Source organism: Ancylobacter dichloromethanicus, assembly GCF_018390645.1.
In the GTDB taxonomy this organism is placed as follows: Bacteria; Pseudomonadota; Alphaproteobacteria; order Rhizobiales; family Xanthobacteraceae; genus Ancylobacter; species Ancylobacter dichloromethanicus.
In genome coordinates, this window is the sequence record NZ_JAHBGC010000029.1 from 77,113 (window position 1) to 101,309 (window position 24,197).

Here is a 24,197-nt window from a genome sequence, read left to right on the forward strand (position 1 = left end):
CGTCATGCTGAGGAGCGGGGCGAAGCCTCGCGTCTCGAAGCACGCAGGCCCCCAATCTCTACCCCGGCCGACCCAATATCTTCAGCCGGCCAAGCAGTTCGGCCACCGCCTCCGGCGGGAGTGTGGCGATCTCCCGTGCGAGAAGATTCGCCAGTTCGGTCGCCTCGGGCGAGAGGCCGGATGTGTCCACCACCACGCGCGGGTCGGACATGTCGGCGAGCGCGCGCAGCGCCTCCGCCTCGTCCCAGATCACGTTGAAATAGGCCATGATGCGCTGGAGCATGAGCCAGGTCGGCTGGCCGCGCTTGCCGTGCTCCAGCGCCGAGAGATAGGCCGCGGAGACCCCGATCGCCTGCGCCATCTGGCTCAGCGTCACGCCGCGGGCCGCGCGCATTTCGCGCAGGCGGCGGCCGAAGGGGGTCACGACCGGCCCCCCCGGTCCCGGCGCACCCGCACATAGAGCGCGCCTTCCCCGCCATGGCCGCGCCCGGCGGTCTCGAAGCCGAGCACGATCGAGCGCAGTTCCGGCGCGCCGAGCCATTGCGGCACCAGCCGGCGCAACACGCCGCGCCCACCTTCCCCCGCCAGCACGCTCATCGCCTCGCCCTTGCCGGTGATCACCAGCACCAGCGAATGGCCCGAGCCCTGCGCCCCGCGCAGGAAGGCGATCAGCCGGCCATGGGCGGCGGCCTGGGTCATGCCGTGCAGGTCGAGCCGCGCATCTACCTGCGCCCCGCGCGACAGGCGGCGGCGCATCTTCGGCTCCAGCGGCGCCAGCGGCGGCGGGCCGGGCGGGGGCTTCGGGGCCGGCGCGGCAGGAGCCGGCATCATCTTGGCGATACGCGCCGGGGTGTCGGCGGCAGGCTCGGGCGGCACCTCGGCGATGGCCTCGACCCTGGCGACCTCAGCCCGCTTCGACGGCCGGATCGGCTGGATGGAGCGCGTTACATATTCCCACAGCGCCTTTTCCTCGGGATCGAGGGGGCGACGCCGGCGCGGGCGAGGACGCAGATCGGGCGGCCCGGCCATCACGGCGTTTCCGACACGGTCGCGGGAAGGCGGGGGGCGGATTCGGGCCGGGGTCTGGGCAGCGGCACGCGGCGCCGCGCGGGGTCGAGCGCGCGGGGCAGCAGCAGGGTGAAGCGGCCGGGATGCTGGATGCGGCCGGCCAGCGCGCCGGCCTCCTTGCCGGCGCCGAAGAAGATGTCGGCCCGCGCCGGGCCGACGATGGCCGAGCCGGTGTCCTGCGCGATCATCAGCCGCTCGAACGGCTCGCTCGCCCCGTCCGTGCCGGTGGGCAACGCGGCATCGAGGAAGAACGGCGTGCCGTAGACGTGGATCGCCTTGTCCACCGCGATGGAGCGTCCCGCCGTCAGCGGCAGCCCCTGCGCACCGACGGCGCCGTCGCCCGCCTTCAACTCATCGGCGACGCGGAAGAACACATAGGATTTGTTCTGCCGCATCAGCTCGCGCCCCTCCTCGGGGTGGGCGGCAATATAGGCGCGGATGGCATCCATCGACATCTTCTCGCGCGGAACCAGACCGCGCTCGATCAGCAGCCGGCCGATGGGGGTATAGGGCTGGCCGTTATGGCCGTCATAGTTCAGCCGCAGCACCTCGCCATCGGGCAGGCGCACGCGCACCGAGCCCTGGATATGGGCGAAGAAGGCGTCGGTCGGGTCGCGAATCCAGGCGATTTCCAAGCCCTTGTCCTGCAACACGCCGTCCTCGATGGCAGCGCGGTCATGATAGGGCACCAGTCGGCCGTCGACCTCGCGGAACGCGCCGCTCTTGTTGGTCGGCGGCCCACCCCCGGGCGGGGCCTCGATGACGAGGTCCCCGGGGCGCGCATAGAGCGGGGTCGCGTACTCGTCCGAGCGTATGCGCGCGCCCTCGACCTCCGGCTCGTAATAGCCGGTGAGAAACCCCTCCGACCGGTCGAGCGCCGAAATCCGGTAGGGGTGGAATTCTTTCTCGAAGAACGCCCGCGCCGCCCTGTCGCCGACCTTCCCCGGCAGCCGCGCCGCCCGGGCGCAGACCTGCCGCAGGGCGGTGAACATCGGCCGGGGAGGGGTGACGAGGTCGGGTTTGCGGGCGATCGAGCCGCAGCTGCGGCGGAAAGTGGCAAGCGCCTGCGCGTGGTCGTCGCCGGCCCAGCCGGGAAGCTCGGCGAAGCCGACCGGCTCGAGCGCCGCCTGCGCAAACAAGGCCGGTGCCGGCGCGTGGCCCTGCCGCGATGATCCGGCAAGCGCCAACCCGGAGCCGAGGACGCCGGTCAGAAGTCCGGAAAGCACTGGGATGACGAGATGGGTGCGCACCCCGTCATCTTCTCACGAAGCCGCTTCGGTGGCGACAAGCTTCCAGTTCGGGTCGCGGGCGCCGAGTTCGCGCGCGAAGGTCCACACATCGGTGACGTCCGCCACCTGCTCGGGGTCGCCGTCGATCACCGCGCCGTTCTTGTCACGGGTGACGGAGATGAGCTGGGAGAGGAAGCGCACGGTGATCTGCGCCGAGCGGCCGCGCGCCTCCGCCTCGATGATCTCCGCCTTGTCGATGCCGACGAACTGCGTCTCCATCTTCTCGCCGCGCTGCTCGCGCTCGGCGATGGCGGCGGCGAAGCCCTCGAAAACGTCCCGCGCCAGCAGGTCCTTCAGGCCCGCACGGTCGCCATGGGCGAAGGCGACGACGATCATCTCATAGGCGGCACGGGCGCCGGTGAGGAAATGCTTGGCGTCGAACTCGCGTTCCTGGGCGGCAATGGCATCGAGCCCGTTGGCGACCGCCGAGCCGACCTCGGCCACACCGGCCCAGCGCGCCGGCGCCGGCGCGTCATCCTCCGCCGGCTCGACCGGCTCGGGCACGTCCGGCTTGTCGTTCGCCGTGCCGGGGAAGTTCACCACCTTGTCGGCGGGGCCCGCCGGCGCCTTGGCGGCATCGCGGCGCGAATAGGGGTCGTAAGGCGGCCGCTCGCGCCCGGTACGCTGACCCAGCACGCTTCGCAGCCGTATGAAGATGAACACGGCGAGGGCCAGGAAGATGATCGTATAAATGTCGAACACGTCGCAGTTCGCCGTTGTTATGCCGCCGCCGGATCCATACCCGGCACTGGCCTGTCTCTCCTGGGGTACCGGCGCAGCCCCCTCTTGAGGCGAAGAAGGCCGGGCACCCCGCATGACCTATTTACGACGTCTGGCCGATTTCGCCACCCCGTCCCTGCCCCTGGGTCATCACTTCGGGCGGATCGGTGCGACCGGACATCTCCCGCACAGTAGAGCAAGCCGGCGCCTTCCGCCAAGCGGCGCCCGCGCGCGGTGCCCATGCGCCGCAGGCGGATGGAAGCCGATCCCGGACCCGAGCGCGCTTGTGAGCGGCATTCAACCGTGTTAGCGACACCCGCCCATTTGAAAGACCGGCTGAGGCGGGCTGACCGACCCAGCGGCACCCTCGCCGGCGCCAGAACGGCCGATCCGGCGAACCCCACGGAGAAACCTATGGCCGAAACCGATAACCCCCAGATGCCGACTCTGCAGGTCCTGACCCAGTACACCAAGGACCTGTCCTTCGAGAATCCGGGCGCCCCGGAATCGCTGGTGGTGAAGGGCCAGCCGCAAATCGGCATCCAGATCAACGTCAACGCCAAGCCGCTGCGCGAAGGTTCCGAATACGAGGTCGAGCTGAAGGTCGAGGCCAAGGCCGAGCTGAACGGCAAGACGCTGTTCGCGCTGGAGCTGGTCTATGCCGGCATCTTCCGCGCCCAGAACGTGGCGCAGGAGACCATCCACCCCTTCGTGCTGATCGAATGCCCGCGCATGCTGTTCCCGTTCGCGCGGCAGATCGTCGCCGACACCGTGCGCAATGGCGGCTTCCCGCCGCTGATGATCGACCCGGTGGACTTCGTCACGCTCTATCGCCAGCGCATGGCGCAGCAGGCGCCGAGCAACGTGCTCGCCTCCTGACCACGGCGGCCGCCAGCCTTACCGAAAAGACACCACCCGAGACACGGCCGGCGCGTCAGCTTCCGGCCGTGTAGTCGTTCCAGATGGCGTTCTCGCCCAACGTGGCGATGAAGGCTTCGTGAGCCGCGGCTTCCGCCTCGCTGCCGCGCGGGGGAAGCGGGCGCGGACGCTGCAGCGGCGTCGCCACCTGCCCCTCCATCACGATGACCGTGGTTTCGGCGGCGGTGAGGCTCAGCGCCGTCTGCTTGCCGCCGCACAGCTCCGCATAGACCTCCGCCAGCAGTTCGGAATCGAGCAGCGCGCCGTGCTTGGTGCGGCGCGAGCTGTTGATGCCGTAGCGGTTCATCAGGTCGTCGAGACGATTCGACGCACCCGGATGGCGGCGGCGGGCGAGCGAGAGCGTGTCGATCACCCGATCGAAGGTCAGCGCCGGCCGGCCGGTCTTGGCCAGCTCCGCATTGATGAAGCCGATGTCGAAGGCGGCGTTGTGGATCACCAGCGGATCGCCGCCGATGAAGGCGAGGAAATCGTCCACAACCTGTACGAAAAGCGGCTTGTCGGCGAGGAACTCGCTCGACAGGCCATGGACGTTAAACGCCTCCAGCGGCATGTCGCGCTGGGGATTCAGATAGACGTGATAGACCTGACCCGTCGGGATGCGGTTGTAGATCTCGACGCAGCCGATCTCGACCAGCCGGTCGCCGGTCAGCGGGTTCAGGCCGGTGGTCTCGGTATCGAGCACGATCTCACGCATCGCCGTCTCCCTTGTCCCCGGCCACGCCGAGCTTCTGCTTTAATCCGCGCAGCAGCGCGGCGACAGCCGCGCGGGCCTGGTCGAGCCCCTGCCCGGTGTCGATCACATAATCGGCCCGTCGGCGCTTTTCCGAATCGGGCACCTGCCGGGCAAGGATCGCCGCAAACTTTGCTTCCGTCATGCCGAGCCGGGCCAGAACCCGGGCGCGCTGCACCGATTCCGGCGCAGTGACCACCACGACCGCGTCGACCCGGCCCTCGCTGCCATTCTCGAACAGCAGCGGGATGTCGAGCACGGCGAGCGGTTCGCCTGCAGCGGCGGCGTTTTCCAGAAATGCCTGTTCGCGCGCCTGTACCAGCGGATGGACGATCGCCTCCAGCCGCTTCATCGCCGGCTCGTTGCCAAGCACGCGGGCGCCGAGCAGCGTCCGGTCGATGCGCCCGCCGACAGCGACGCCGGGAAAGGCAGCCTCCACCGGGGCGACGCCCTCTTCGCCGTAAAGCGCGTGCACAGCCGCGTCGGCATCGTGAACCGGCACGCCGAACGCGCGAAAAATCTGCGCCGTGGTGGATTTTCCCATGCCGATCGAGCCGGTGAGGCCGAGGCGGAAGGGCCGGCGAGGGCTCACGCGAACTGCCCCCTGGCCTTCAGGTCGGCGATGACCAGCGCCCGCAGCGCGGCGGTGACGACGGGCCGCACGCCGAACCAGCGCTCGAAGCCCGGCACCGCCTGGTGCAGCAGCATGCCGAGGCCATCGACGGTAGCGAGGCCGCGCGCCCTGGCCGCCTTCAGCAGCGGCGTCTCCAGCGGCACATAGACGATATCCGTCACCAGCGCGTCCGGCGACAGGGCGGAGAGGTCGATATCGAGCGGCGGCTGGCCCTTCATGCCGAGCGAGGTGGTGTTGATCAGCAGCCGACAGCCATTGAGCCGCCCGCCAAGGTCGCGCCAATCGATGGGGAGGACGCGCGGGCCGAACTGGTCGCGCAGCGCCTCTGCGCGCGCCAGCGTGCGGTTGGCCACCACCACGCGGTCGACGCCGCGCTGCATGAGCCCGAAGACGACGGCGCGGGCGGCGCCCCCCGCGCCCAGCACGACCGCCTCGCCGAGCGCCCGTGCCCATTCCGGCTCGGCGGTGTCGAGATTGGCGAGGAAGCCGTGGACATCGGTATTGGCGCCGTGCAGGCGACCGCCCTCCAGCCACAGTGTGTTCACTGCCCCGAGCGCATCGGCGACCGGCTCGCGCACCACGCAGGCGCGGAAGGCGGCCTCCTTGTGCGGCACGGTGACATTGCCGCCCGCCAGCCCGCTCGCGGAAAAATCGGCCAGAAAGCCGTCGATGGCCTCCGGCGCGACGTCGCGCGCAACGTAGTCGCCGTCGATGCCAAGCTGGCGCAGCCAGTAGCCGTGGATCAGCGGCGAGCGGGAATGGGCCACCGGATGGCCGATGATCGCGACGCGACGTGTCACAGAAGCAGTCCCCGAGACCGGAGGAAGCCGAGCAGCGGCAGCAGCGGCAATCCCAGTATCACCGAATGGTCGCCCTCGACACGCTCGAACAGGTGGATGCCGAGCCCTTCCAACTGGTAGCCGCCGACGCTGGCGCGCACCGCCTCGCCGGCAGCCGCGAGATAGGCGTCGAGCGCGGCGTCATCCAGCGGGCGCATGGTCAGATGGGCGGTTTCGACCGTCTCGAACAGCACCTCGCCGTCGCGCGCCACCGCGACAGCGGCATGCAGCGCATGGGTCCGCCCCGCCAGCCGGGCGATCTGGTGCCGCGCCGCCGCCAAGTCCGCCGGCTTGTGGAAGGGCTCGTCGCCCAGCGCCAGCGTCTGGTCGGCGCCGATCACCAGCCGGCCGGCCCTCTCTGCGCTGGCGGCCAGCGCCTTGGCGCGGGCGAGGATGAGAGCCACCATCGGGGGCCCGGCGCCCTCGGCCGCCGCCCGCAATTCGATGGCGCGCTCATCGACGTCGACGCTCGCCACCTCGAAGGGCAGGCGGGCCGCACCCATCAGCGCCCGCCGGGCCGCGCTCTTGGAGGCCAGCACCAAGGGCGCAGGGCCCTGCCACAGAGCGTTCTCGATCGCGCTATCAGCCATTCGGGTTCTCGGTCATCTTGCGGCGGCGTTCCTGCAGCAGGGCGATGATTGCCGCCGCGGTCTCCTCGATGGAACGGCGGGTGACATCGATCATCGGCCAGCCGTGGCGGGCGCACAGCCGGCGGGAAAAGGCAATCTCCTCGGCCACCGCCTGGCGGTCGGTATAGGTATCGACCGCCTGCGCCGCGTTGAGGCCGAGGAGGCGGTTGCGGCGGATCTCCACCACCCGGTCGGCGCTGGCGAGCAGGCCGACAATCAGCGGACGCCTGAGTTCGCCAAGCCCCGGCGGCACCGGCAGGCTCGGCACCAGCGGGATGTTCGCGGTCTTGATGCCACGATTGGCGAGATAGATGCTGGTCGGCGTCTTCGACGAGCGCGAAATCCCCAGCAGCACCACATCCGCGGCTTCCAGCCCGTCCACATGCTGGCCGTCATCATGCATGACGGTGAAGTTCATCGCGTCGATGCGGCGGAAATAATCGCCGTCGAGCTGGTGCTGGCCGCCGATGCGCGGCTCGGGCACGCCGCCGAGATAGGCCTGGAACAGCTGGACCACCGGCGCCAGCACCGACAGCACCGGCAGGCCATTGTCGCGGCAATAGGTCTTCAGCCGGTTGCGCAGTTCGGGGTCGGTGAGGGTGTAGAGCACGATGCCGGGAAACTCGTCGATCGCCTGCACCACCTTGTCGAGCTGCTTATGCGAGCGCACCAGCGGGTAGATGTGCTCAACCGGCTTCACGTCATATTGCGCGGCCGCCGCGCGGCCGACGCTGATCAGCGTCTCGCCGGTGGAATCCGAGACGAGATGGAGGTGGTAATAGCTCTCCGACGGGCGGGCAGCCTCAGTCACGCCGGTCATCCACAGGGCTGTGCATAGGCTGGGAACAAGCCACGCCCTCGGCGCGTTCGCAAGGGCGGCCTGGGGACAGATCGCCTATTCCTCCACAATGCTGCCGCCTGTGGCCGGAATTCGTTCCACCCTGATGAACTGCGTGGATAAGCTGCCGCTCCGGCCCAAACCCTTATCACCGCCCGATTTTGCAATCGCTGACGGCTCCTCTGGCGGCCCTCGGGCTGGGGACCGGTTGTGAGCGGCGAGGAACCCGTCTAATCCCCTGCTCTAAACACAGACAACTTTCGATTCAAAGTGCTTAAAGAAGTATGAAGAGGGCGGGGAAAACACGATGGATGCGAGCCTGAGCGCGGGCGGAGCCAGAGACCTGCCGGTCATGCTGCAGGCGCTTGACGGGCATGTTCCCAGACGCACGCCGGTCTGGATGATGCGCCAGGCCGGTCGCTATCTCCCTGAATACCGAGCGGTACGCGAGAAGGCCGGCGATTTCCTTACCCTGTGCTACACGCCGGACCATGCCGTCGAAGTCACGCTGCAGCCGATCCGGCGCTTCGGCTTCGATGCGGCGATCCTGTTCTCCGACATCCTCGTCGTGCCGCATGCGCTTGGATGTCCGCTCACCTTCGAGGCCGGGGAGGGGCCGCGCTTGGTGCCGGTGCGCAACGGCGCCGAACTCGCGGCGCTGCGCGACGAACTCGACCCGGGCAAGATCGGTCGGGTGCTGGAGACGGTGGCGCGTGTCCGCGCCGCGCTTCCCGTGGAAACCGCGCTGCTCGGCTTCTGCGGCGCGCCGTGGACGGTGGCGACCTACATTGTCGCCGGCCGCGGCACGCCGGACCAGGCCCCCGCACGGCTTGCGGCACTGACCGACCCGGTGTTCTTCACCGCGCTAATCGACCGGCTGGTGGAGACCTCGGCACGCTATCTGGTCGGCCAGCTCAAGGCCGGCGCGGACGCGGTGCAGATCTTCGACAGCTGGGCCGGTGTGCTCGACCCGGAGAGTTTCCGCCGCTGGTCGATTGCGCCGGTTCGCCGCATCGTCGAGATGGTGCGGGCCGAGGTGCCGGGCGCGCGGATCATCGCCTTTCCCAAGGGTGCGACCCTGTCGGGCCTCACCGAACTGGTGCAGGCAACCGGCGTCGAGGGCGTGGGGCTGGACTGGACGGCGGATCGCCGGGCGACGCGTCTCGCGCTCGGGGCCAGATGCGCGCTGCAGGGCAATCTCGACCCGCTGGCGCTGATCGCCGGCGGAGCCGCGCTGGATGCGTCGATCGACGCGCTGCTGGCGGATTTCCGCGGCGCGGCGCATGTGTTCAATCTGGGCCACGGCATTCGTCCTGAAACGCCGATCGCCCATGTCGAGCAGATGATCGCTCGGATCAGGGGCGGTGGCTGACGCGCGTGCGCGCGGCGGCCGGCCCTGACGCGATTGCAAGCCGACCGGGATGGATTCTCGATGCTCTACGAATGGATCAAGGCTCTGCACGTCATGGCCATCATCTCGTGGATGGCGGCCCTGCTCTACATGCCCCGGCTGATGGTCTATCACTGCGAGGCGCCGGTGGGTTCGGCGCAGTCGGAAACCTTCAAGGTGATGGAACGGCGCCTGCTCAAGGCGATCGCGCATCCCGCCATGGGGGTGAGCTGGCTGGCCGGGCTCTATCTCGCCTGGGAGGGCGGCTGGTTCGCTTCCGGCTGGTTTCACGTGAAACTGGCGCTGGTCGTCGGTCTTAGCGTGGCGCAGGAATTTCAGGCACGCTGGGTCAAGGACTTCGCTGCCGATCGCAATGTGAGACCGGCGCGTTTCTACCGGATGATGAACGAGGTACCGACGGTTTTGATGATCGGCATCGTCATCATGGTCATCGTAAAGCCGTTTTGAGAGGTTCAAAGGGTTCTGCGGCAGGCTTGCGCCGGTTCGGCGGTTTGCTTATGGTGCCCCGACTCCACGAAGCTGGCTGTCGCTCCGTTCTGGCCGGCATCACCCCCGATGCCGCCCGGTGTGCCGGACAAGAAACCGATCCTCTCGGTTCCGTCCGCAGACCAGCGCTTCCCACCTTTTGTCGTTCCGGCGGGTCTTTGGCTTGGCTGGGCACGTTCACATCCGATATCGAGGCCCTTTCCCATGGGGGAAATGAAGCTCCAGGACCTCAAGTCCAAAAACCCCGCCGAACTTCTCGTGTTCGCGGAGGAACTTGAGGTCGAGAACGCCAGCACCCTGCGCAAGCAGGAACTGATGTTCGCCATCCTCAAACAGCTCGCCGCCCGCGACACCGACATCATCGGCGAGGGTGTGGTCGAGATACTCTCCGACGGGTTCGGCTTCCTGCGTTCGCCGGACGCCAATTATCTGCCCGGTCCCGATGACATCTATGTCTCACCGAGCCAGATTCGTCGCTTCGGCCTGCGCACTGGCGACACGGTCGAGGGCCAGATCCGCTCGCCCAAGGACGGCGAGCGCTATTTCGCCCTCCTCAAGGTCAACACGATCAATTTCGAGGACCCGGACAAGATCCGGCACAAGATCAATTTCGACAATCTCACGCCGCTGTATCCGGACGAGCGGCTGAAGCTCGAGATCGAAGACCCGACGCGCAAGGATTTCTCCGCCCGCGTCATCGACGTGGTGGCGCCGATCGGCAAGGGCCAGCGCGGCCTCATCGTCGCCCCGCCGCGCACCGGCAAGACGGTGCTGCTGCAGAACATCGCCCAGTCCATCACCACCAATCATCCCGAGTGCTACCTCATCGTGCTGCTCATCGACGAGCGGCCGGAGGAAGTCACCGATATGCAGCGCTCGGTGAAGGGCGAGGTGGTGTCCTCCACCTTCGACGAACCGGCGCAGCGCCATGTGCAGGTCGCCGAGATGGTGATCGAGAAGGCCAAGCGCCTCGTCGAGCACAAGCGCGATGTCGTCATCCTGCTCGATTCGATCACCCGGCTGGGGCGCGCCTACAACACCGTCGTGCCCTCCTCCGGCAAGGTGCTGACCGGCGGTGTCGACGCCAACGCGTTGCAGCGCCCCAAGCGCTTCTTCGGCGCGGCGCGCAACATCGAGGAAGGCGGCTCGCTCACCATCATCGCCACCGCGCTGGTCGACACCGGCTCGCGCATGGACGAAGTGATCTTCGAGGAGTTCAAGGGCACCGGCAATTCCGAGGTCATTCTCGACCGCAAGGTCTCGGACAAGCGGGTCTTCCCGGCGATCGACATCACCCGTTCGGGCACCCGCAAGGAAGAGCTGCTTGTGCCGGCCGACGTTTTGAAGAAGATGTATGTCCTGCGCCGCATCCTGAACCCGATGGGGACGGTCGACGCGATCGAGTTCCTGGTCGACAAGCTGCGCCAGACCAAGACCAATGGCGACTTCTTCGACTCGATGAATACCTGAACGAACATCTGAATGGGCGCCGCAGGGAGGCGGGCATGAGCGCAGGACGGGTTCTCCAGTTTTCGCTGATGTCGCTTCCCGCGGCGTTGTTGCTCGCGGTGCCGGTCTATGCCGGCGTCGCCGAGCGCGAGCCGCCTCCGGCCGAGCTGTGGATCTTCGTGATCGGCATCGCCGCGCTCAGCTGGGTGATGGCGTGTCGGCGCTGGTGGCTTCCGCTGGCGGTGTGGCTGCCCACCGCACTCTTCGTCGCCAGCCTGATCGCCGATTTCGCCGATCCGATCATCGGGCCGGCGGTGCGCGAGGAACTCGGCGTCGCCTATGTGCTGCAAGCGGACCTCGCCGGCGCGCTGATGCTGGTGGTGCCGCTGATGCTGGCCAATATCCGGTTCAGCCGGAAAGATTGAGCCCGCTGGCGTGAGACGCTCCCGAACGGGTGGCGCTCGTTCGATTGCCAAAATGCAAACGAAATTAAATTCAGTCAATTAAATGTTGCATTTATAATAGTTTCGCCTTCGAAACGATAGCCTCTACAAATGACTCAGGGCGGCAAATCTATGCTCCGTTCGACCCATCCATCGTAAAAGGCCTCGTGCCTCCCAGCGCCCATTTCTGTTGAAATACGGGGCTGCGCGAGTATTGTCCCAAACTTATCCACAGGCCTGTCCCCAGCCTGCCGTGCGGGTGCCAAAGCACGTCCGGGCCGCGTGTCTTGACGCGACCCGGGGTTCACCCCCTCGCGCTCAGCCGCCGCGCACGGCTTCCGCCAATCGATTCGATTCCGTAACGGGAAGCGAACACACGCCGCCGGCACAGACAAAGGCGGCGGCTCCGACGCTCGCGCCGGCGGTACCAAGGCTATCCGCCTTCGCCCGCGCGGGATGGTCGGCGGGAAGGGTGGCGGGTTCCTTGACCCGCAGCAGCGTGATGTCGAGCCGGGGCAGGCGGTACGCCGCTTCGGCCAGCGCATCGGCCGCCTCGCCCGAACCGAGGACGACGATCTCCGGCGCCCGCAGGCGGGTGTCGAGCGCGTTCAGCAGCCCGGCATGGCTGTAGAGATTTGGCGCGGCGCGCGGCAGCAGTCCGTCGAACAGGCGATCGGCCCGCTGGCGGTAGCGCTCGTCGCCGGTCAGCACGGCGATGCGCACCAGATTGCGGGCGATCAGCGCCTGCGGGTTGGTGACCGCGTCGTCGGCGGTGGCGTCGGGACGCAGGATCAGCCCTTCCGCATCGTCGGCGGTGAGGTAGTAGCCGCCATCCGCGGTGGCGTGGTCGGCCTCCAGCTTTGCCTGCCAGGCGAGTGCCTGATCGAGATAGACGCCCTCACCCGTGGCCTGATGCAAGGAGAGAGCGGCGCCGATCATGGCGGCATAGTCGGAGGCGAGGCCGGGAAAAACCAGGCGGCCTTCGCGCCAGCTATGGCCGAGCCGCCCGTCGCGCATCATCGATTCGGAAATGAAACGGAAGGCGTCCGCCGCCAGCGTCACCCATTCCAGTCGGCCGAAGCGGGGGGCGGCACCCACCAGCGCGGCGATCATCAGTCCGTTCCAGTCGGCCAGCACCTTGTCGTCGCGGCCCGGCGGCACCCGCTTTTCGCGGACGGCGAGCAGCTTGTCGCGCAGCAGGGCGAGGCGCGCCTCATCGTCGCCCGAGCGCGCCGCCTCCTTCAGCCGGTTCGGAATCGAGACGCCTTCCCAATTGCCGAAGGGGACGATGTCGTAATGGCGGGCGAAGAATTCCGCGTCCTCGGCTCCCAGCGCCTCCAGCACCTGCTTCAGCGTCCACACGTAGTAGCGGCCCTCATGGCCCTCGGAATCGGCGTCGAGGCTGGCGGCGAAGGCGCCGCCCTCAAGCATCATCTCGCGCTGCAGCCAGCCCACCGTCTGTTCGGCCCGAGCGCGGAACAGCTCGGCATGGGTCTCGCTATAGGCGAGGCCGAGCAGGTCCAGAATCTGCGCATTGTCGTAGAGCATCTTCTCGAAATGCGGCACCAGCCAGCGCTCGTCGACGCTGTAGCGCGAATAGCCGCCGCCGATATGATCGTAGATGCCGCCCTCGCTCATGCCGTCCAGCGCGTGCAGCGCGGCGTCGCGCAGCCGCTCGCGCCCGGTGCGTTCCCAGCCGCGCCAGAGCAGTTCCAGAAACGGCGTGTTGGGGAATTTAGGCGAACCCTGCAGCCCGCCATGCTCGGTGTCCATGATGCCGAGAATGCGCCCCGCGACATCGTCGAGTTCGTTGGTGCCGATCACCACCTGGCTGGCCGGGCGGGCCTTCTGCCGTAGCCGTTCCAGCAGCGCGGCGCGGTTCTGGGTGATGCGCGGATCGCCCGAGGCGTAGGCGCCGGCCATGGTCTTCAGCACGTCGGTGAAGGCGGGCTGGCCGTAGCGGGCCTCCTTCGGGAAATAGGTGCCGCCCCAGAACGGGGCGCCCTCGGGATCGAGGAACATCGTCATCGGCCAGCCGCCCTGCACGCCGAGTTGCTGCAGCGCCGCCATGTAGATCTGGTCGACTTCGGGTCGCTCCTCGCGATCGACCTTGATGTTGACGAACAGCTCGTTCATCACCGCTGCCGTCGCCTGATCCTCGAAACTTTCATGCGCCATGACATGGCACCAGTGGCAGGCGGCGTAACCGATGGAGAGCAGAATCGGCCGCTTGCTGCGGCGGGCCTCCGCGAAGGCCTCCGGGGTCCACTCCCACCAGTCGACAGGGTTGTCCTTGTGCTGGAGCAGATAGGGGCTGGCGGCGTCGGCGAGGTGGTTGGGCAAGAGGTTCCTCCGGCGTATGACATCGGGTTGGCGGGCACGGTGGCAGACGGCCGATTCAACAGATAGGGCGTAGCGGGTGAGCGTGCAGGAAAAAAGCGCGGCCGGGAAAGGCGCCATCGCGGGAGCGGCGGGTGGCGACACGATCGCGGCGGTTTCCTCCGGCAGAGGTGGGGCGGTGGCCGTCATCCGCCTTTCGGGCCCGGCCGCCGGGGACGTCGTCCTCGCGCTCGCCGGCCGCGTGCCGGAGCCGCGCCGGGCGGTGCTGGCGCGGCTGCGCCATCCCGATTCCGGCGAACCGCTGGACCAGGGACTGGTGCTCTGGTTCCCGGCGCCGCGCAGCGCCACCGGCGAGGACATGGCCGAACTGCAGATCCATGGCGGCCGCGCCGTCGTTGCCGCCGTGCTCGGGGCCGTGCTGGCCGTGCCCGGCACGCGGCCGGCGCAAGCCGGCGAGTTCACCCGGCGTGCCTTCCTCAACGGGCGAATGGACCTTACCGAGGCGGAGGGCCTTGCCGACCTGATCGGCGCCGAGACGCAGGCGCAGCGCCGGCTCGCCTTCTCCCATGCCTTCGGTCATCTCGGCCAGCGGGTGGAGGACTGGCGGCACCGCCTCGTTCGCGCCATGGCGCTGGTGGAGGCCGGTATCGACTTCGCCGACGAGGACGATGTGCCGGCTGAGGCGCGGGCGCTGGCCCGGCCGGAGGTGGAGGCGCTGCAACGCGAGTTGGCCCAGGCGCTGGGCGACCGGCGTGGCGCCATGGTGCGGGAGGGCGCGCTCATCGCCATCGCCGGCCTGCCAAATGCCGGCAAATCGTCGCTGATCAACGCGCTGGCGGCCCGGGATGTCGCCATCGTCTCCGACGAGCCCGGCACCACGCGCGACCTGCTGGAAGTCTCGCTCGATCTCGACGGTCACAAGGTCATGCTGGTGGATACGGCGGGATTGCGCGAGGCCGAGGGCAAGGTGGAGGCGGAAGGCATTCGTCGTGCCCGTGCCCGTATCGCCGAGGCCGATCTCGTGCTGTGGGTGCATGACGTGGCGGCGGGGCCGGCGCCCGACGAGGCGCCGGAGATGGAGGCCCCGGCAGAACTCTGGCTGGTCGGCAACAAGCTGGACCGAGGGGCGGGCGGAGAGTCCGTGGCGGGGCGCTGGGCCGGGCGCAGCTTTGCCGTCTCGGCCCGTAGCGGGGAGGGGCTGGACGTGTTGACCCGGGCGCTCGGCGGCTTCGTCACGGATCGGACCGCCGGCGGCGAGCACCCGGCGCTGATCCGCGAGCGGCACCGTGCCAGTGCCGCCGAGGCGTCGGCGCATCTCGGGGCGGCGCTTGCCGGCTGGGAAGAACTCGATGACGCGCTGCTGGCGGAGGAACTGCGGCTGGCCGCCCGCGCGCTCGGCCGGATGACCGGGGCGATCGGCGTCGACGATCTTCTCGATGTCGTGTTCCGCGAATTCTGTATCGGCAAGTGACGCCAGCGGGGGGGTCTGGATTCACGTGAAACACCGGTCGGCCAAGGGCCGATTCGTAAACGAAATGTTTCACGTGAATCAGGCATGGGCCGTTTCCACCGGCGGAGGTCGACCCGGGCCGGCTTGACGGCGGGCCAAATCGCTGGCTGATCCACGTCAGCCGATCCCGTCTGCCGCGCGCTTGGCCCGGTGCGCCCGAACCTTCTCGAGACCGATGAACCACCATCCAACTTCCTTCGACGTCGTCGTCATCGGCGGCGGTCATGCCGGCACCGAGGCCGCCGCCGCCGCCGCGCGGCTTGGCGCGCGCACCGCGCTGGTGACTCACAGCCACGCCACCATCGGCACCATGTCGTGCAATCCGGCGATAGGTGGCCTCGGCAAGGGACACCTCGTTCGGGAGATCGACGCGCTGGACGGGCTGATGGGCCGCGTCGCCGACCAGGGTGGCATCCAGTTTCGCGTGCTCAACCGGCGCAAGGGTCCGGCGGTGCGCGGACCGCGGGCGCAGGCCGACCGCAAGCTTTACGCCCGAGCGGTGCGGCAGGCGATCGATTCGCAGCCGAACCTATTCGTGGTCGAAGGCGAGGCGGACCATCTCGTCATCACCGATGGCCGCGTGGCCGGGCTCGTGCTCGCCGATGGGCGGACGCTGCGGGCCGGCGCCGTCGTCGTCACCACCGGCACTTTTCTGAACGGTCTGATCCATATTGGCGACCAGCAGATTCCGGCGGGACGCATGGGCGAGGCACCGGCGCGCGGCCTGTCGGGTTCTCTGGCGGCGCTGGGTCTGGCCCTGGGCCGGCTCAAGACCGGCACGCCGCCGCGCCTCGACGGCCGCACCATCGACTGGGCGGGACTGGAGATGCAGGACGGCGATTCGCCCCCGGAGCCATTTTCGACCCTGACCGGGGTCATCACCAACCCGCAGGTCAAGTGCGGCATCACCCGCACCACGCCGGAAACCCACGCCGTGATCCGCGCCAACATCGCGCGCTCGGCCATGTATTCCGGCAATATCCATAGCGTCGGTCCGCGCTATTGCCCGTCCATCGAGGACAAGATTGTCCGCTTCGGCGAGCGGGAGGGGCACCAGATATTCCTGGAGCCGGAGGGGCTCGACGACCCGACGGTCTATCCCAATGGCATCTCCACTTCGCTGCCGGAGGACGTCCAGCGCGCCTTGCTGGCCACCATCCCCGGGCTTGAGCGGGTGGCCCTGCTGCGACCGGGCTACGCGATCGAATATGACCATGTCGATCCGCGCGAGCTGGAGCCGACGCTTGAGGTGCGCAAGGCGCGGGGCCTTTTCCTCGCCGGTCAGATCAATGGCACGACCGGCTATGAGGAGGCGGCCGCGCAAGGGCTGGTCGCCGGCCTCAATGCCGCGCGCCGCGCCGGCGGACAGGACGGCGCGACCTTCGACCGCGCGCGGGCCTATATCGGGGTGATGATCGACGACCTGGTCACCCGAGGGGTGAGCGAGCCCTACCGGATGTTCACCTCGCGGGCGGAGTATCGGCTGTCGCTGCGGGCGGACAACGCCGACCAGCGCCTCACCGAGGCCGGCGACGCGCTCGGGCTGGTCGGCGCGGAGCGGCGCGGCCGGTTCGGACACAAGCGTGTGGCGCTGGAGCGGGTGGCGGCCTGGAGCCGGTCGGTCTCGCTCACCCCGGGTGAGGGGGACCGCCATGGCCTGACGTTGAACCGGGACGGACAGCGGCGCACGGCATTCGACCTGCTGTCCTACCCTCATGTCGGCTGGGCGGATGTCTGCCGCATCTGGCCCGAGGCCTCGGCCGAGGACACGGGCATTGGCGAGCAGGTGGAGATCGACGCCAAATACGCCGTCTACCTGCATCGCCAGGAAGCGGATATCGCCTCGTTCCGGCGCGACGAGGCGGCCGAACTTGCCGAGATGGACTATCGCGCGCTGGCGGGCCTCTCCAACGAGATCAAGGCCAAGCTGGAATCGATTCGGCCCCGTACCATTGGCCAAGCCGGCCGCATCGACGGCATGACGCCGGCAGCGCTGGCCCTGCTGGCGGCGCATGGCCGGCGTGCGAACTGACGCGCGGGTCCCGGCGCTGCGGCGCCCGTGCCGCGCTATAATGGCTCATGTCCCACGCTGATTCGCCTGACCGCGTCCGCGCCCTGAGCCTCACCCCTGTTTCACGTGAAACAGAGGGGCGGCTCGATATCATCGTCGCATTGCTGGAAAAGTGGCAGCGCACCATCAACCTTGTGGCGCCGGCCACGCTGCCGCAGGTGTGGACCCGGCACGTCGCCGATTCGCTTCAGCTCCTGCCGCTGGCCGGCGCGGCGCGGCGCTGGGTCGATCTCGGCTCGGGCGGGGGCTTTCCCGGCCTGGTCGTGGCCGCCGCATTGGCGGAGCGAGGGGACGCCGACGTGACCCTGGTGGAGAGCGACAGCCGCAAGGCGGCGTTCCTGCGCGAGGCGGCACGACTGGCGGATCTGCCGGTCACGGTGCTGCCGGCGCGAATCGAGCAGGTTTCCGGCGCGATCGCCGCCGGCGTCGAGGTGGTTTCGGCCCGGGCGCTTGCACCATTGCCCAGGCTGCTTGAGCTGGCCGTTCCCTTCCTTGCAGCGGGGGCGACGGGGCTGTTCCTGAAGGGACAAGATGTTGATAACGAATTGACCCAGGCATCTAAATCTTGGAGAATCGATGCTGAGATCAAGGCCAGCCTGACGGATGGCGGCGGCCATGTCCTGATCGTTCGGGCGGCCGAGAGGCTGGGGGCCGCATCCTCGGGCGGCAGGGAATTTTCGCAGGGTGGACATCATGACGGATGAGGCTTCGCTCGCTCCGGCCGCGCCACGGCCGACACCGCGCGTCCTGGCACTCGCCAACCAGAAGGGCGGCGTCGGCAAGACGACGACGGCGATCAATCTCGGTACCGCGCTGGCCGCTATCGGCGAGACGGTGCTGATCATCGACCTCGACCCGCAGGGCAATGCCTCGACCGGGCTGGGCATCGACCGGCGCAGCCGCCGGGTGTCGACCTATGACGTGCTCACCGGCGAGACCGAGCTTCGTTCGGCGATACTGGAGACCGCCGTGCCGCGGCTGCATATCGCGCCGTCGACCATGGATCTGTCCGGGCTGGAGCTCGAGCTTGCCAGCCAGCGCGACCGCGCCTACCGCCTGCGCGATGCCATACGCCGGCTCAACGCGCCGGCCGAGCATTTCGAACGTAGCCGAAACGAAATCGACTACACCTATGTGCTGGTGGACTGCCCCCCCTCGCTGAACCTCATCACCGTCAACGCCATGGCGGCGTCCAACGCCATATTGGTGCCGCTCCAGTGCGAGTTCTTCGCCCTTGAAGGCCTGTCGCAATTGCTGAAGACGGTGGAGCAGGTGCGCACCACGCTCAACCCGCAGCTTACCATTCACGGCATCGTCCTCACCATGTTCGATGCCCGCAACAATCTCTCCGGCCAGGTGGTGGACGATGTACGTCGCTTCATGGGCGAGAAGGTCTATGAGACCATCATACCGCGCAATGTGCGGGTGTCCGAGGCGCCGTCCTATGGCAAGCCGGTGCTGCTCTACGATCTCAAATGCGTCGGATCGCAGGCCTATCTTCGTCTCGCATCCGAAATAATCCAGCGTGAGCGGTCCCTGCGGGTCGCTGCGGCATAGGGGAGGGGGCGATGGCGATGGCGGAAGACGGCGGGCGCTCGCGGCTCGGGCGCGGGCTTGCGGCGCTGATCGGCGATATGGGCGACGACAGCGGTGCCGCCAATGACCGTGGCCGCATCGGCGGCGGCGCGCGCAAGGTGCCGCTGGCCTTCCTGCGGCCCAATCCGCGCAACCCGCGGCGGTCCTTCGCCGAAGGCGATCTGGAGGATCTGGCCGCTTCCATCCATGAGCGCGGCATCATCCAGCCGATCGTGGTGCGCCAGCAGGGCGGCGAGCGCGATTCCTACGAGATCGTCGCCGGCGAGCGCCGCTGGCGTGCCGCCCAGCGGGCCGGCATTCACGAGGTGCCGGTGGTCGTCGTCGAGGTCGACGACCGCGAGGCGCTGGAAATCGCCATCATCGAGAACGTCCAGCGGGCCGATCTGAATCCGCTGGAGGAGGCGGCCGGCTATCAGTCGTTGGCGGAGCAGTTCGGCTATTCGCAGAACGACCTGGCCCGGGTCATCGGCAAGAGCCGCAGCCATGTCGCCAATACGATGCGGCTGCTGCGCCTGCCGGAGACGGTGAAGCAGTTCCTCGCCGACGGCCGGCTCTCCGCCGGCCATGCGCGCGCGCTGCTGACACAGGACGATCCCGAGGCGCTGGCCCAGGCCATCGTCGCCCAAGGCATGAATGTGCGCGCCATCGAGGCGCTGGCGCAGGAGCTCAACGTCGCCAAGGCTGAGGCTGCCGGCAAGCCGCCGAAGAAGGCCAAGACGCACCCCGCGCTCGACGCCGACACGGCGGCGCTGCAGCGCCGGCTGTCGGACGAGCTGGGGTTGAACGTGACGCTGAAGCATGACGGTGAGGCGGGCGAGATCCGCATCCGCTATTCCTCGCTCGACCAGCTCGACGAGGTCTGCCGGCGTCTCGCCGGCTCCTGAGGCGGGCTCCTCGGTAAGGTCAGCCGCCGCGTCGGGCCTGTCCGGCGACCTGCAGCAGGGCGCGCTCGGCAATGGCGGGGCCCAGCGTCGCGTTGCGCCTTGCGGCCAGCAGCGCATCGTCGAGGGCGAACAGGGCAGTTTCCAGCCGCGCCACTGACCAGTTGCGAAGAGCCTTCTCGATCAGCGGCTTGCGCCGGAAATGGATAGCCGGCCGCGCGCCCTCCACTGCTCGCTCGACACTGCCCCCGGCTTCCACGCCGAGCCGCATCTGGTGCAGCGTCTGGGCGGTGCGGCACACGGCGCTCAGCACGATGTCCGCCCGCATGCCCTCGCCCGTCGCCTTGGCGAAGGCGACCGCCATCTCCGCCGGCTGGCCGGCGAAGGTGGCGTCGGCGATCTCGTCGAGCGCCAGCCCGGAGGCGTCGCCGACAATGGCGCGCACATGCGCGCCGGTGATGCGCGGTTCGCCGGCAGCATAGAGCAGCAGCTTGGCGATCTCGCCGCGCGAGGCCATGCGGTCGCCGCCAAGCAGGTCGGCCAGTTCGGCGCGGGCGTCGCGGTCGATGGCGATGCCCGCCTCCGCGGTCATGGTGTCGATGAGGCGGGCGATGTCGCGCTCGGTGTCGGCGTAGCAGGCGATGGCCAGGGCGTGCGGCGAAGATTCGCACAGCGCGCGCAGGCCGACGCCACGCTTGAGGTCGCCGGCCTCGATGACGATGATGGCCTGCGCGGGGGGCGCGGCCAGCAGCGCCTCGACCGCCGGCATCACATTGCGCGCGCCCACCCGCAGCGAGACGACGCGGCGGCCGCCGAACAGCGCGACCGTGCCGGCTTCGTCGATGAGCCGGCCCGGATCGCCGGAAATCTCGTCGCCGTCGAGCCGGACGAGGCCGAACGGATCGTCCGATCCCTCCGCCGCGCGGGCGAGATAGGCGCGGGCGCGCTCGCGGACCAGCCCGCTATCCGGGCCGAACAGCAGCAGCACGGGGCGCAGGGGATCGAGGCGGCTCAGCGTCGCCTCGACGTCGCCGGGCCGGACCGCAACCATGGGCCCGCCTCAGCTCTTGGGGGCGTGGGTCAGGAAATAGGAGGCGAGCTGGCTCTTGATCGTCTCGGCGGTGACGGAGGCCGCCCGGTTCTCGGCATCGCGGATCGCCCGGGCGCGGGCAAAGCGCTGATAGCCGCTGTCCAGCGAGGCGCGGCCCGTCGCCCGGCCGGTCTTCTGCGGGGTCTTGGCCCCGGCCTCGAAGAGCTGCCATTCGACATCGACGGAGACGATCTCGACCTCCGGCAGGCCGGTCAGCGGGCTGACCACCGAGGCCTCCGAGGTCGTGCTCTTCACCTTGAGCAGCAGGGTATAGGGCGCGCCCGCGGGATTGCCGGCGCCGCCGGTGAGGGCGAAGATCAGATCGTTGCGCACCTCGTTGCCGACCCGACCGTCGGAGAAGACCACCTCGACCTGGCTCAAACTGTCCTGCAGCGAGGGCCCTTCGCCGGGCCTGGTCTCGGCATACATGGGCTGGAAACAGCCGGCGGCGGACAGCGCGAGCAGTCCCGCCCCGGCAAGACCGAGGAAGCGGCGGCGTGGGGGCATCGGGTTCCTCCGGTCAGGCGACGACATTCACAATTCTCTGCGGCACCACAATGATACGCTTCGGGGCGCGCCCGTCGAGGGCCTGGGCGATGAGGTCGAGCGCGAGCACGGCCTTCTCGACCTCGGCGGGGCTGGCATCCCTGGCCACCACGATCTCGCCGCGACGCTTGCCATTGATCTGGATCGGCAGGGTCACGCTGTCCTCGGCCAGCAGGTCGGGGTCGACTGCCGGCCAAGCGGCTTCGGCGATCAATCCGGCGCGGCCCAGCACCTGCCAGCATTCTTCCGCCAGATGCGGCACCATAGGCGCCACGACGCCGACCAGGAAGGTCGCCGCCTCGCGCAACGCGAAGGCCAGATCGGGTGTCACGTCCCCCTTGCGGGCGGCGGCGAGCGCGTCGTTGAACACATTGGCGAAGGCATGCACGCGGGCGACGGCGACATTGAAGCGCAGCCGCTCGACATCCTCCGCGACCTGCGCCGCCAGCTTGTGCGCAGACCGCCGCAGGGCCAACGATTCGGCTCCGAAATCAACCGGGCGGTCGATTTCGTCCGGCGCCAGCACCACGGCGTCGCCGACCAGGCGCCAGATGCGCTGGACGAAGCGCCAGGCGCCTTCGATGCCGGCGCTGGTCCACTCGCTGTCGCGCTCGGGCGGAGTGTCGGCGAGCATGAACCAGCGCGCGCAGTCGACGCCATAGGTGTCGGCGACGATCTCCGGCGGCACCACGTTCTTCTTCGACTTCGACATCTTCTCCGGCAGGCCGATGGTGACGGGCTCGCCCGTTCCTACCTTCACCGGCCGGCCCTCGCCGTCGCGCTCGACTTCCTCGGGGAACAGCCAGCGGCCTTCCGTGTCCTTGTAGGTCTCGTGGACGATCATCCCCTGCGTGAACAGCCCGGCAAAGGGCTCCTTCAGCGACACGCGGCCGAGCTTGTTCAGCGTGCGGATGAAGAAGCGGGAATAGAGCAGGTGCAGGATCGCGTGCTCGACGCCGCCGATATACTGGTCGACCGGCAGCCACTGGTCGGCGGCCTGCTTCTGCAACGGGTCGCTGCCTGGCTCGGAGGCGAAGCGGGCGAAGTACCAGGACGAATCCACGAAGGTGTCCATGGTGTCGGTCTCGCGCCGGGCGCCCGCCCCGCATTGCGGGCAGTTCACATGCTTCCAGCTCGGGTGGCGGTCCAGCGGGTTGCCCGGCTGGTCGAAGCTCACATCGTCCGGCAGCCGCACGGGGAGCTGGTCCTCGGGAACCGGGACCGGGCCGCAGGTGTCGCAATGGATGATCGGGATCGGGCAGCCCCAGTAGCGCTGGCGCGAGATGCCCCAGTCGCGCAGCCGGTAGTTCACCGCCCGCTCGCCGACCGGCGCGTTGCCGAGAATCTGGTTCTCCAGCGCCAGCGCCACCTTCTCCTTCGCCGCCGGGACGGTGAGGCCGTCGAGCAGGCGGGAGTTGAACAGCGTGCCCTCGCCCTCATAGGGGCCGTCGGCCACCGAGAAGCTGGCGGGGTCGACATCGGGAGGCAGCACCACGGGGGTGATGGGCAGGTCGTATTTGGTGGCGAAGTCGAAATCGCGTTGGTCATGCGCCGGGCAGCCGAAAATGGCGCCGGTGCCGTATTCCATCAGCACGAAATTGGCCACATAGACCGGCAGGTCCGGCCCGTCCAGCGGGTGGCGGACCTTGAGGCCGGTGTCGTAGCCCATCTTTTCCTGGGTCTCGATCTCGGCGGTGGAAGTGCCGCCGCGCCGGCATTCCTCGACAAAGGTCGCCAGCGCCGGATTCGTCGCCGCGAGCTGCTCGGTCAGCGGATGGCTGGGCGAGAGGGCGAGGAAGGAGGCGCCGAACAGCGTGTCTGGCCGGGTGGTGTAGACCTTGATCTCGGCCGGCAGCGCTTCGGGCAGGCCCTCGGCCGGGGTATGGTCGAGCACGAAGCGCACATGCAGCCCTTCGGAACGGCCGATCCAGTTGCGCTGCATCAGCCGCACTTTGTCGGGCCAGCGCTCCAGCGTGTCGAGGCCGGCCAGCAGTTCCTCGGAGGCGTCGGAGATGCGGAAGAACCACTGCGCCAGCTTGCGCCGTTCCACCAGTGCGCCGGAGCGCCAGCCGCGCCCGTCGATCACCTGCTCATTGGCGAGCACGGTGTTGTCGACCGGGTCCCAATTGACCTCGCTCTCGCGCCGATAGGCGAAGCCGCCCTTGAGGAATTCGAGGAAGATGCGCTGCTGCTCGCCATAATAGGAGGGATCGCAGGTGGCGATCTCGCGCGACCAGTCGAGCGACAGGCCGAGCAGCTTGAGCTGCTCGCGCATGGTGGCGATGTTCTCGTAGGTCCACTTGCCGGGATGGGTCCTGCGCTCGATGGCGGCGTTTTCCGCCGGCAGGCCGAACGCGTCCCAGCCCATCGGGTGCAGGACGTTGAAGCCCTTCATGCGCTTGAAGCGCGCCACCACGTCGCCCATCACGTAATTGCGGCCATGGCCGATATGGATGCGCCCGGACGGGTAGGGGAACATCTCGAGCACATAGTATTTGGGACGCGGATCGTCGTTGCGGGTGCGGTATATGCCGCGTTCGTCCCAGATTTTCTGCCAGCGGGGCTCGGCCTCGCGGGCGTTGTAGCGCTCGGTGCTCATGGACAGCTTCTTGGATCGGCGGACGTTCGAAAGGGAGGCCGCAAAGGTTCACGTAATGGCGCCGGACTAGGCACCAAGTCGCGTTCCCG

23 protein-coding genes are annotated in these 24,197 nt (G+C 68.5%); 10 read left to right on the forward strand and 13 right to left on the reverse strand.

What is annotated here, in order from left to right; translation table 11 throughout:
- Positions 1-58: 58 nt before the first annotated feature.
- Genes KHC23_RS14770 through KHC23_RS14785 form a run of 4 tightly spaced genes read right to left on the reverse strand, consistent with a single transcriptional unit; the run spans position 59 to position 3,059 of the window.
- The gene (locus tag KHC23_RS14770) at positions 59-424 is read right to left on the reverse strand and encodes a helix-turn-helix domain-containing protein (RefSeq protein WP_213373424.1); all 366 of its coding nucleotides are present in this window, start codon (positions 422-424) and stop codon (positions 59-61) included.
- The gene (locus KHC23_RS14775) at positions 421-1,029 is read right to left on the reverse strand and encodes a Smr/MutS family protein (protein ID WP_213373425.1); all 609 of its coding nucleotides are present in this window, start codon (positions 1,027-1,029) and stop codon (positions 421-423) included. The genes KHC23_RS14770 and KHC23_RS14775 overlap by 4 nt, the downstream gene beginning before the upstream one ends.
- Positions 1,029-2,318 carry a murein transglycosylase A gene (mltA, locus tag KHC23_RS14780; RefSeq protein ID WP_213373426.1) on the reverse strand — a complete coding sequence of 430 codons (1,290 nt, stop codon included), beginning with the start codon at positions 2,316-2,318 and terminating at the stop codon, positions 1,029-1,031. Before mltA ends, KHC23_RS14775 begins: the two co-directional genes overlap by 1 nt.
- 12 nt (positions 2,319-2,330) lie before the next feature.
- Positions 2,331-3,059 carry a Tim44/TimA family putative adaptor protein gene (locus tag KHC23_RS14785; protein ID WP_213373427.1) on the reverse strand — a complete coding sequence of 243 codons (729 nt, stop codon included), beginning with the start codon at positions 3,057-3,059 and terminating at the stop codon, positions 2,331-2,333.
- A gap of 432 nt (positions 3,060-3,491) precedes the next feature.
- Between KHC23_RS14785 and secB the strand changes: the two genes are divergently transcribed.
- Positions 3,492-3,956, forward strand: coding sequence for a protein-export chaperone SecB (gene secB / locus KHC23_RS14790; protein ID WP_213373428.1), 465 nt, complete (start codon positions 3,492-3,494; stop codon positions 3,954-3,956).
- Between the two features lie 55 nt (positions 3,957-4,011).
- Here secB and dnaQ read toward each other — a convergent pair whose 3' ends face one another.
- The 5 genes from dnaQ to KHC23_RS14815 are packed head-to-tail and all read right to left on the reverse strand — an operon-like array spanning position 4,012 to position 7,668.
- Positions 4,012-4,710 (reverse strand): DNA polymerase III subunit epsilon, encoded by a 699-nt coding sequence (gene dnaQ, locus KHC23_RS14795; protein ID WP_213373429.1) that lies wholly within the window; start codon positions 4,708-4,710, stop codon positions 4,012-4,014.
- Complete coding sequence (coaE, locus tag KHC23_RS14800) at positions 4,703-5,338, reverse strand: dephospho-CoA kinase (protein ID WP_213373430.1); 636 nt, start codon at positions 5,336-5,338, stop codon at positions 4,703-4,705. The genes dnaQ and coaE overlap by 8 nt, the downstream gene beginning before the upstream one ends.
- Complete coding sequence (locus KHC23_RS14805; protein WP_213373431.1) at positions 5,335-6,180, reverse strand: shikimate dehydrogenase; 846 nt, start codon at positions 6,178-6,180, stop codon at positions 5,335-5,337. Before KHC23_RS14805 ends, coaE begins: the two co-directional genes overlap by 4 nt.
- On the reverse strand, positions 6,177-6,809 hold the full coding sequence (locus tag KHC23_RS14810) for a Maf family protein (RefSeq protein WP_213373432.1): 633 nt from the start codon (positions 6,807-6,809) through the stop codon (positions 6,177-6,179). Before KHC23_RS14810 ends, KHC23_RS14805 begins: the two co-directional genes overlap by 4 nt.
- Positions 6,802-7,668 (reverse strand): pyruvate, water dikinase regulatory protein, encoded by an 867-nt coding sequence (locus KHC23_RS14815; protein ID WP_213373433.1) that lies wholly within the window; start codon positions 7,666-7,668, stop codon positions 6,802-6,804. Before KHC23_RS14815 ends, KHC23_RS14810 begins: the two co-directional genes overlap by 8 nt.
- A gap of 325 nt (positions 7,669-7,993) precedes the next feature.
- On the opposite strand from KHC23_RS14815, the gene hemE reads away from it, so the two are divergent.
- The 4 genes from hemE (at position 7,994) to KHC23_RS14835 (ending at position 11,457) form a co-directional block, all read left to right on the forward strand.
- Positions 7,994-9,058: a uroporphyrinogen decarboxylase gene (gene hemE / locus KHC23_RS14820; RefSeq protein ID WP_213373434.1), complete on the forward strand. Its 1,065-nt coding sequence runs from the start codon at positions 7,994-7,996 to the stop codon at positions 9,056-9,058.
- Between the two features lie 60 nt (positions 9,059-9,118).
- Positions 9,119-9,544 (forward strand): protoporphyrinogen oxidase HemJ, encoded by a 426-nt coding sequence (hemJ, locus tag KHC23_RS14825; protein ID WP_213373435.1) that lies wholly within the window; start codon positions 9,119-9,121, stop codon positions 9,542-9,544.
- 243 nt (positions 9,545-9,787) lie between these two features.
- Positions 9,788-11,053, forward strand: coding sequence for a transcription termination factor Rho (gene rho / locus KHC23_RS14830; protein WP_213373436.1), 1,266 nt, complete (start codon positions 9,788-9,790; stop codon positions 11,051-11,053).
- Between the two features lie 35 nt (positions 11,054-11,088).
- Positions 11,089-11,457, forward strand: a complete 369-nt coding sequence (locus tag KHC23_RS14835; RefSeq protein WP_246544629.1) for a hypothetical protein — start codon at positions 11,089-11,091, stop codon at positions 11,455-11,457.
- Positions 11,458-11,793: 336 nt separating this feature from the next.
- On the opposite strand, the gene KHC23_RS14840 is transcribed toward KHC23_RS14835, so the two are convergent.
- On the reverse strand, positions 11,794-13,818 hold the full coding sequence (locus KHC23_RS14840) for a thioredoxin domain-containing protein (RefSeq protein ID WP_213373437.1): 2,025 nt from the start codon (positions 13,816-13,818) through the stop codon (positions 11,794-11,796).
- Between the two features lie 115 nt (positions 13,819-13,933).
- Between KHC23_RS14840 and mnmE the strand changes: the two genes are divergently transcribed.
- The 5 genes from mnmE (at position 13,934) to KHC23_RS14865 (ending at position 19,876) form a co-directional block, all read left to right on the forward strand.
- Entirely contained in the window at positions 13,934-15,286 is a 1,353-nt protein-coding gene (gene mnmE, locus KHC23_RS14845) for a tRNA uridine-5-carboxymethylaminomethyl(34) synthesis GTPase MnmE (RefSeq protein ID WP_213373525.1), read from the forward strand.
- A gap of 214 nt (positions 15,287-15,500) precedes the next feature.
- A complete protein-coding gene (mnmG, locus tag KHC23_RS14850) occupies positions 15,501-17,357 on the forward strand; it encodes a tRNA uridine-5-carboxymethylaminomethyl(34) synthesis enzyme MnmG (protein WP_213373438.1) in 1,857 nt (618 codons plus the stop codon).
- Positions 17,358-17,404: 47 nt separating this feature from the next.
- Complete coding sequence (gene rsmG / locus KHC23_RS14855; RefSeq protein ID WP_213373439.1) at positions 17,405-18,100, forward strand: 16S rRNA (guanine(527)-N(7))-methyltransferase RsmG; 696 nt, start codon at positions 17,405-17,407, stop codon at positions 18,098-18,100.
- The gene (locus tag KHC23_RS14860; protein ID WP_213373440.1) at positions 18,090-18,953 is read left to right on the forward strand and encodes a ParA family protein; all 864 of its coding nucleotides are present in this window, start codon (positions 18,090-18,092) and stop codon (positions 18,951-18,953) included. The genes rsmG and KHC23_RS14860 overlap by 11 nt, the downstream gene beginning before the upstream one ends.
- Before the next feature lie 11 nt (positions 18,954-18,964).
- Positions 18,965-19,876 (forward strand): ParB/RepB/Spo0J family partition protein, encoded by a 912-nt coding sequence (locus KHC23_RS14865; RefSeq protein WP_213373441.1) that lies wholly within the window; start codon positions 18,965-18,967, stop codon positions 19,874-19,876.
- A gap of 19 nt (positions 19,877-19,895) precedes the next feature.
- Here KHC23_RS14865 and holA read toward each other — a convergent pair whose 3' ends face one another.
- Genes holA through leuS form a run of 3 tightly spaced genes read right to left on the reverse strand, consistent with a single transcriptional unit; the run spans position 19,896 to position 24,108 of the window.
- On the reverse strand, positions 19,896-20,924 hold the full coding sequence (holA, locus tag KHC23_RS14870; protein WP_213373442.1) for a DNA polymerase III subunit delta: 1,029 nt from the start codon (positions 20,922-20,924) through the stop codon (positions 19,896-19,898).
- A gap of 9 nt (positions 20,925-20,933) precedes the next feature.
- Positions 20,934-21,470, reverse strand: coding sequence for an LPS assembly lipoprotein LptE (locus KHC23_RS14875; protein WP_213373443.1), 537 nt, complete (start codon positions 21,468-21,470; stop codon positions 20,934-20,936).
- A 13-nt stretch (positions 21,471-21,483) separates the two neighbouring features.
- On the reverse strand, positions 21,484-24,108 hold the full coding sequence (gene leuS, locus KHC23_RS14880) for a leucine--tRNA ligase (RefSeq protein WP_213373444.1): 2,625 nt from the start codon (positions 24,106-24,108) through the stop codon (positions 21,484-21,486).
- Positions 24,109-24,197: the final 89 nt, after the last annotated feature.

Excerpts from the sequence above, each read along its gene's own strand:
- mnmG (WP_213373438.1), top strand. The coding sequence starts at position 15,501 with ATGAACCACCATCCAACTTCCTTCGACGTCGTCGTCATCGGCGGCGGT.
- leuS (WP_213373444.1), bottom strand. The coding sequence starts at position 24,108 with ATGAGCACCGAGCGCTACAACGCCCGCGAGGCCGAGCCCCGCTGGCAG.
- hemJ (WP_213373435.1), top strand. The coding sequence starts at position 9,119 with ATGCTCTACGAATGGATCAAGGCTCTGCACGTCATGGCCATCATCTCG.
- hemE (WP_213373434.1), top strand. The coding sequence starts at position 7,994 with ATGGATGCGAGCCTGAGCGCGGGCGGAGCCAGAGACCTGCCGGTCATG.
- holA (WP_213373442.1), bottom strand. The coding sequence starts at position 20,924 with ATGGTTGCGGTCCGGCCCGGCGACGTCGAGGCGACGCTGAGCCGCCTC.
- rsmG (WP_213373439.1), top strand. The coding sequence starts at position 17,405 with ATGTCCCACGCTGATTCGCCTGACCGCGTCCGCGCCCTGAGCCTCACC.
- KHC23_RS14875 (WP_213373443.1), bottom strand. The coding sequence starts at position 21,470 with ATGCCCCCACGCCGCCGCTTCCTCGGTCTTGCCGGGGCGGGACTGCTC.
- dnaQ (WP_213373429.1), bottom strand. The coding sequence starts at position 4,710 with ATGCGTGAGATCGTGCTCGATACCGAGACCACCGGCCTGAACCCGCTG.
- KHC23_RS14815 (WP_213373433.1), bottom strand. The coding sequence starts at position 7,668 with ATGACCGGCGTGACTGAGGCTGCCCGCCCGTCGGAGAGCTATTACCAC.
- KHC23_RS14860 (WP_213373440.1), top strand. The coding sequence starts at position 18,090 with ATGACGGATGAGGCTTCGCTCGCTCCGGCCGCGCCACGGCCGACACCG.
- KHC23_RS14810 (WP_213373432.1), bottom strand. The coding sequence starts at position 6,809 with ATGGCTGATAGCGCGATCGAGAACGCTCTGTGGCAGGGCCCTGCGCCC.
- secB (WP_213373428.1), top strand. The coding sequence starts at position 3,492 with ATGGCCGAAACCGATAACCCCCAGATGCCGACTCTGCAGGTCCTGACC.
- KHC23_RS14835 (WP_246544629.1), top strand. The coding sequence starts at position 11,089 with ATGAGCGCAGGACGGGTTCTCCAGTTTTCGCTGATGTCGCTTCCCGCG.
- rho (WP_213373436.1), top strand. The coding sequence starts at position 9,788 with ATGGGGGAAATGAAGCTCCAGGACCTCAAGTCCAAAAACCCCGCCGAA.
- KHC23_RS14775 (WP_213373425.1), bottom strand. The coding sequence starts at position 1,029 with ATGGCCGGGCCGCCCGATCTGCGTCCTCGCCCGCGCCGGCGTCGCCCC.
- KHC23_RS14865 (WP_213373441.1), top strand. The coding sequence starts at position 18,965 with ATGGCGATGGCGGAAGACGGCGGGCGCTCGCGGCTCGGGCGCGGGCTT.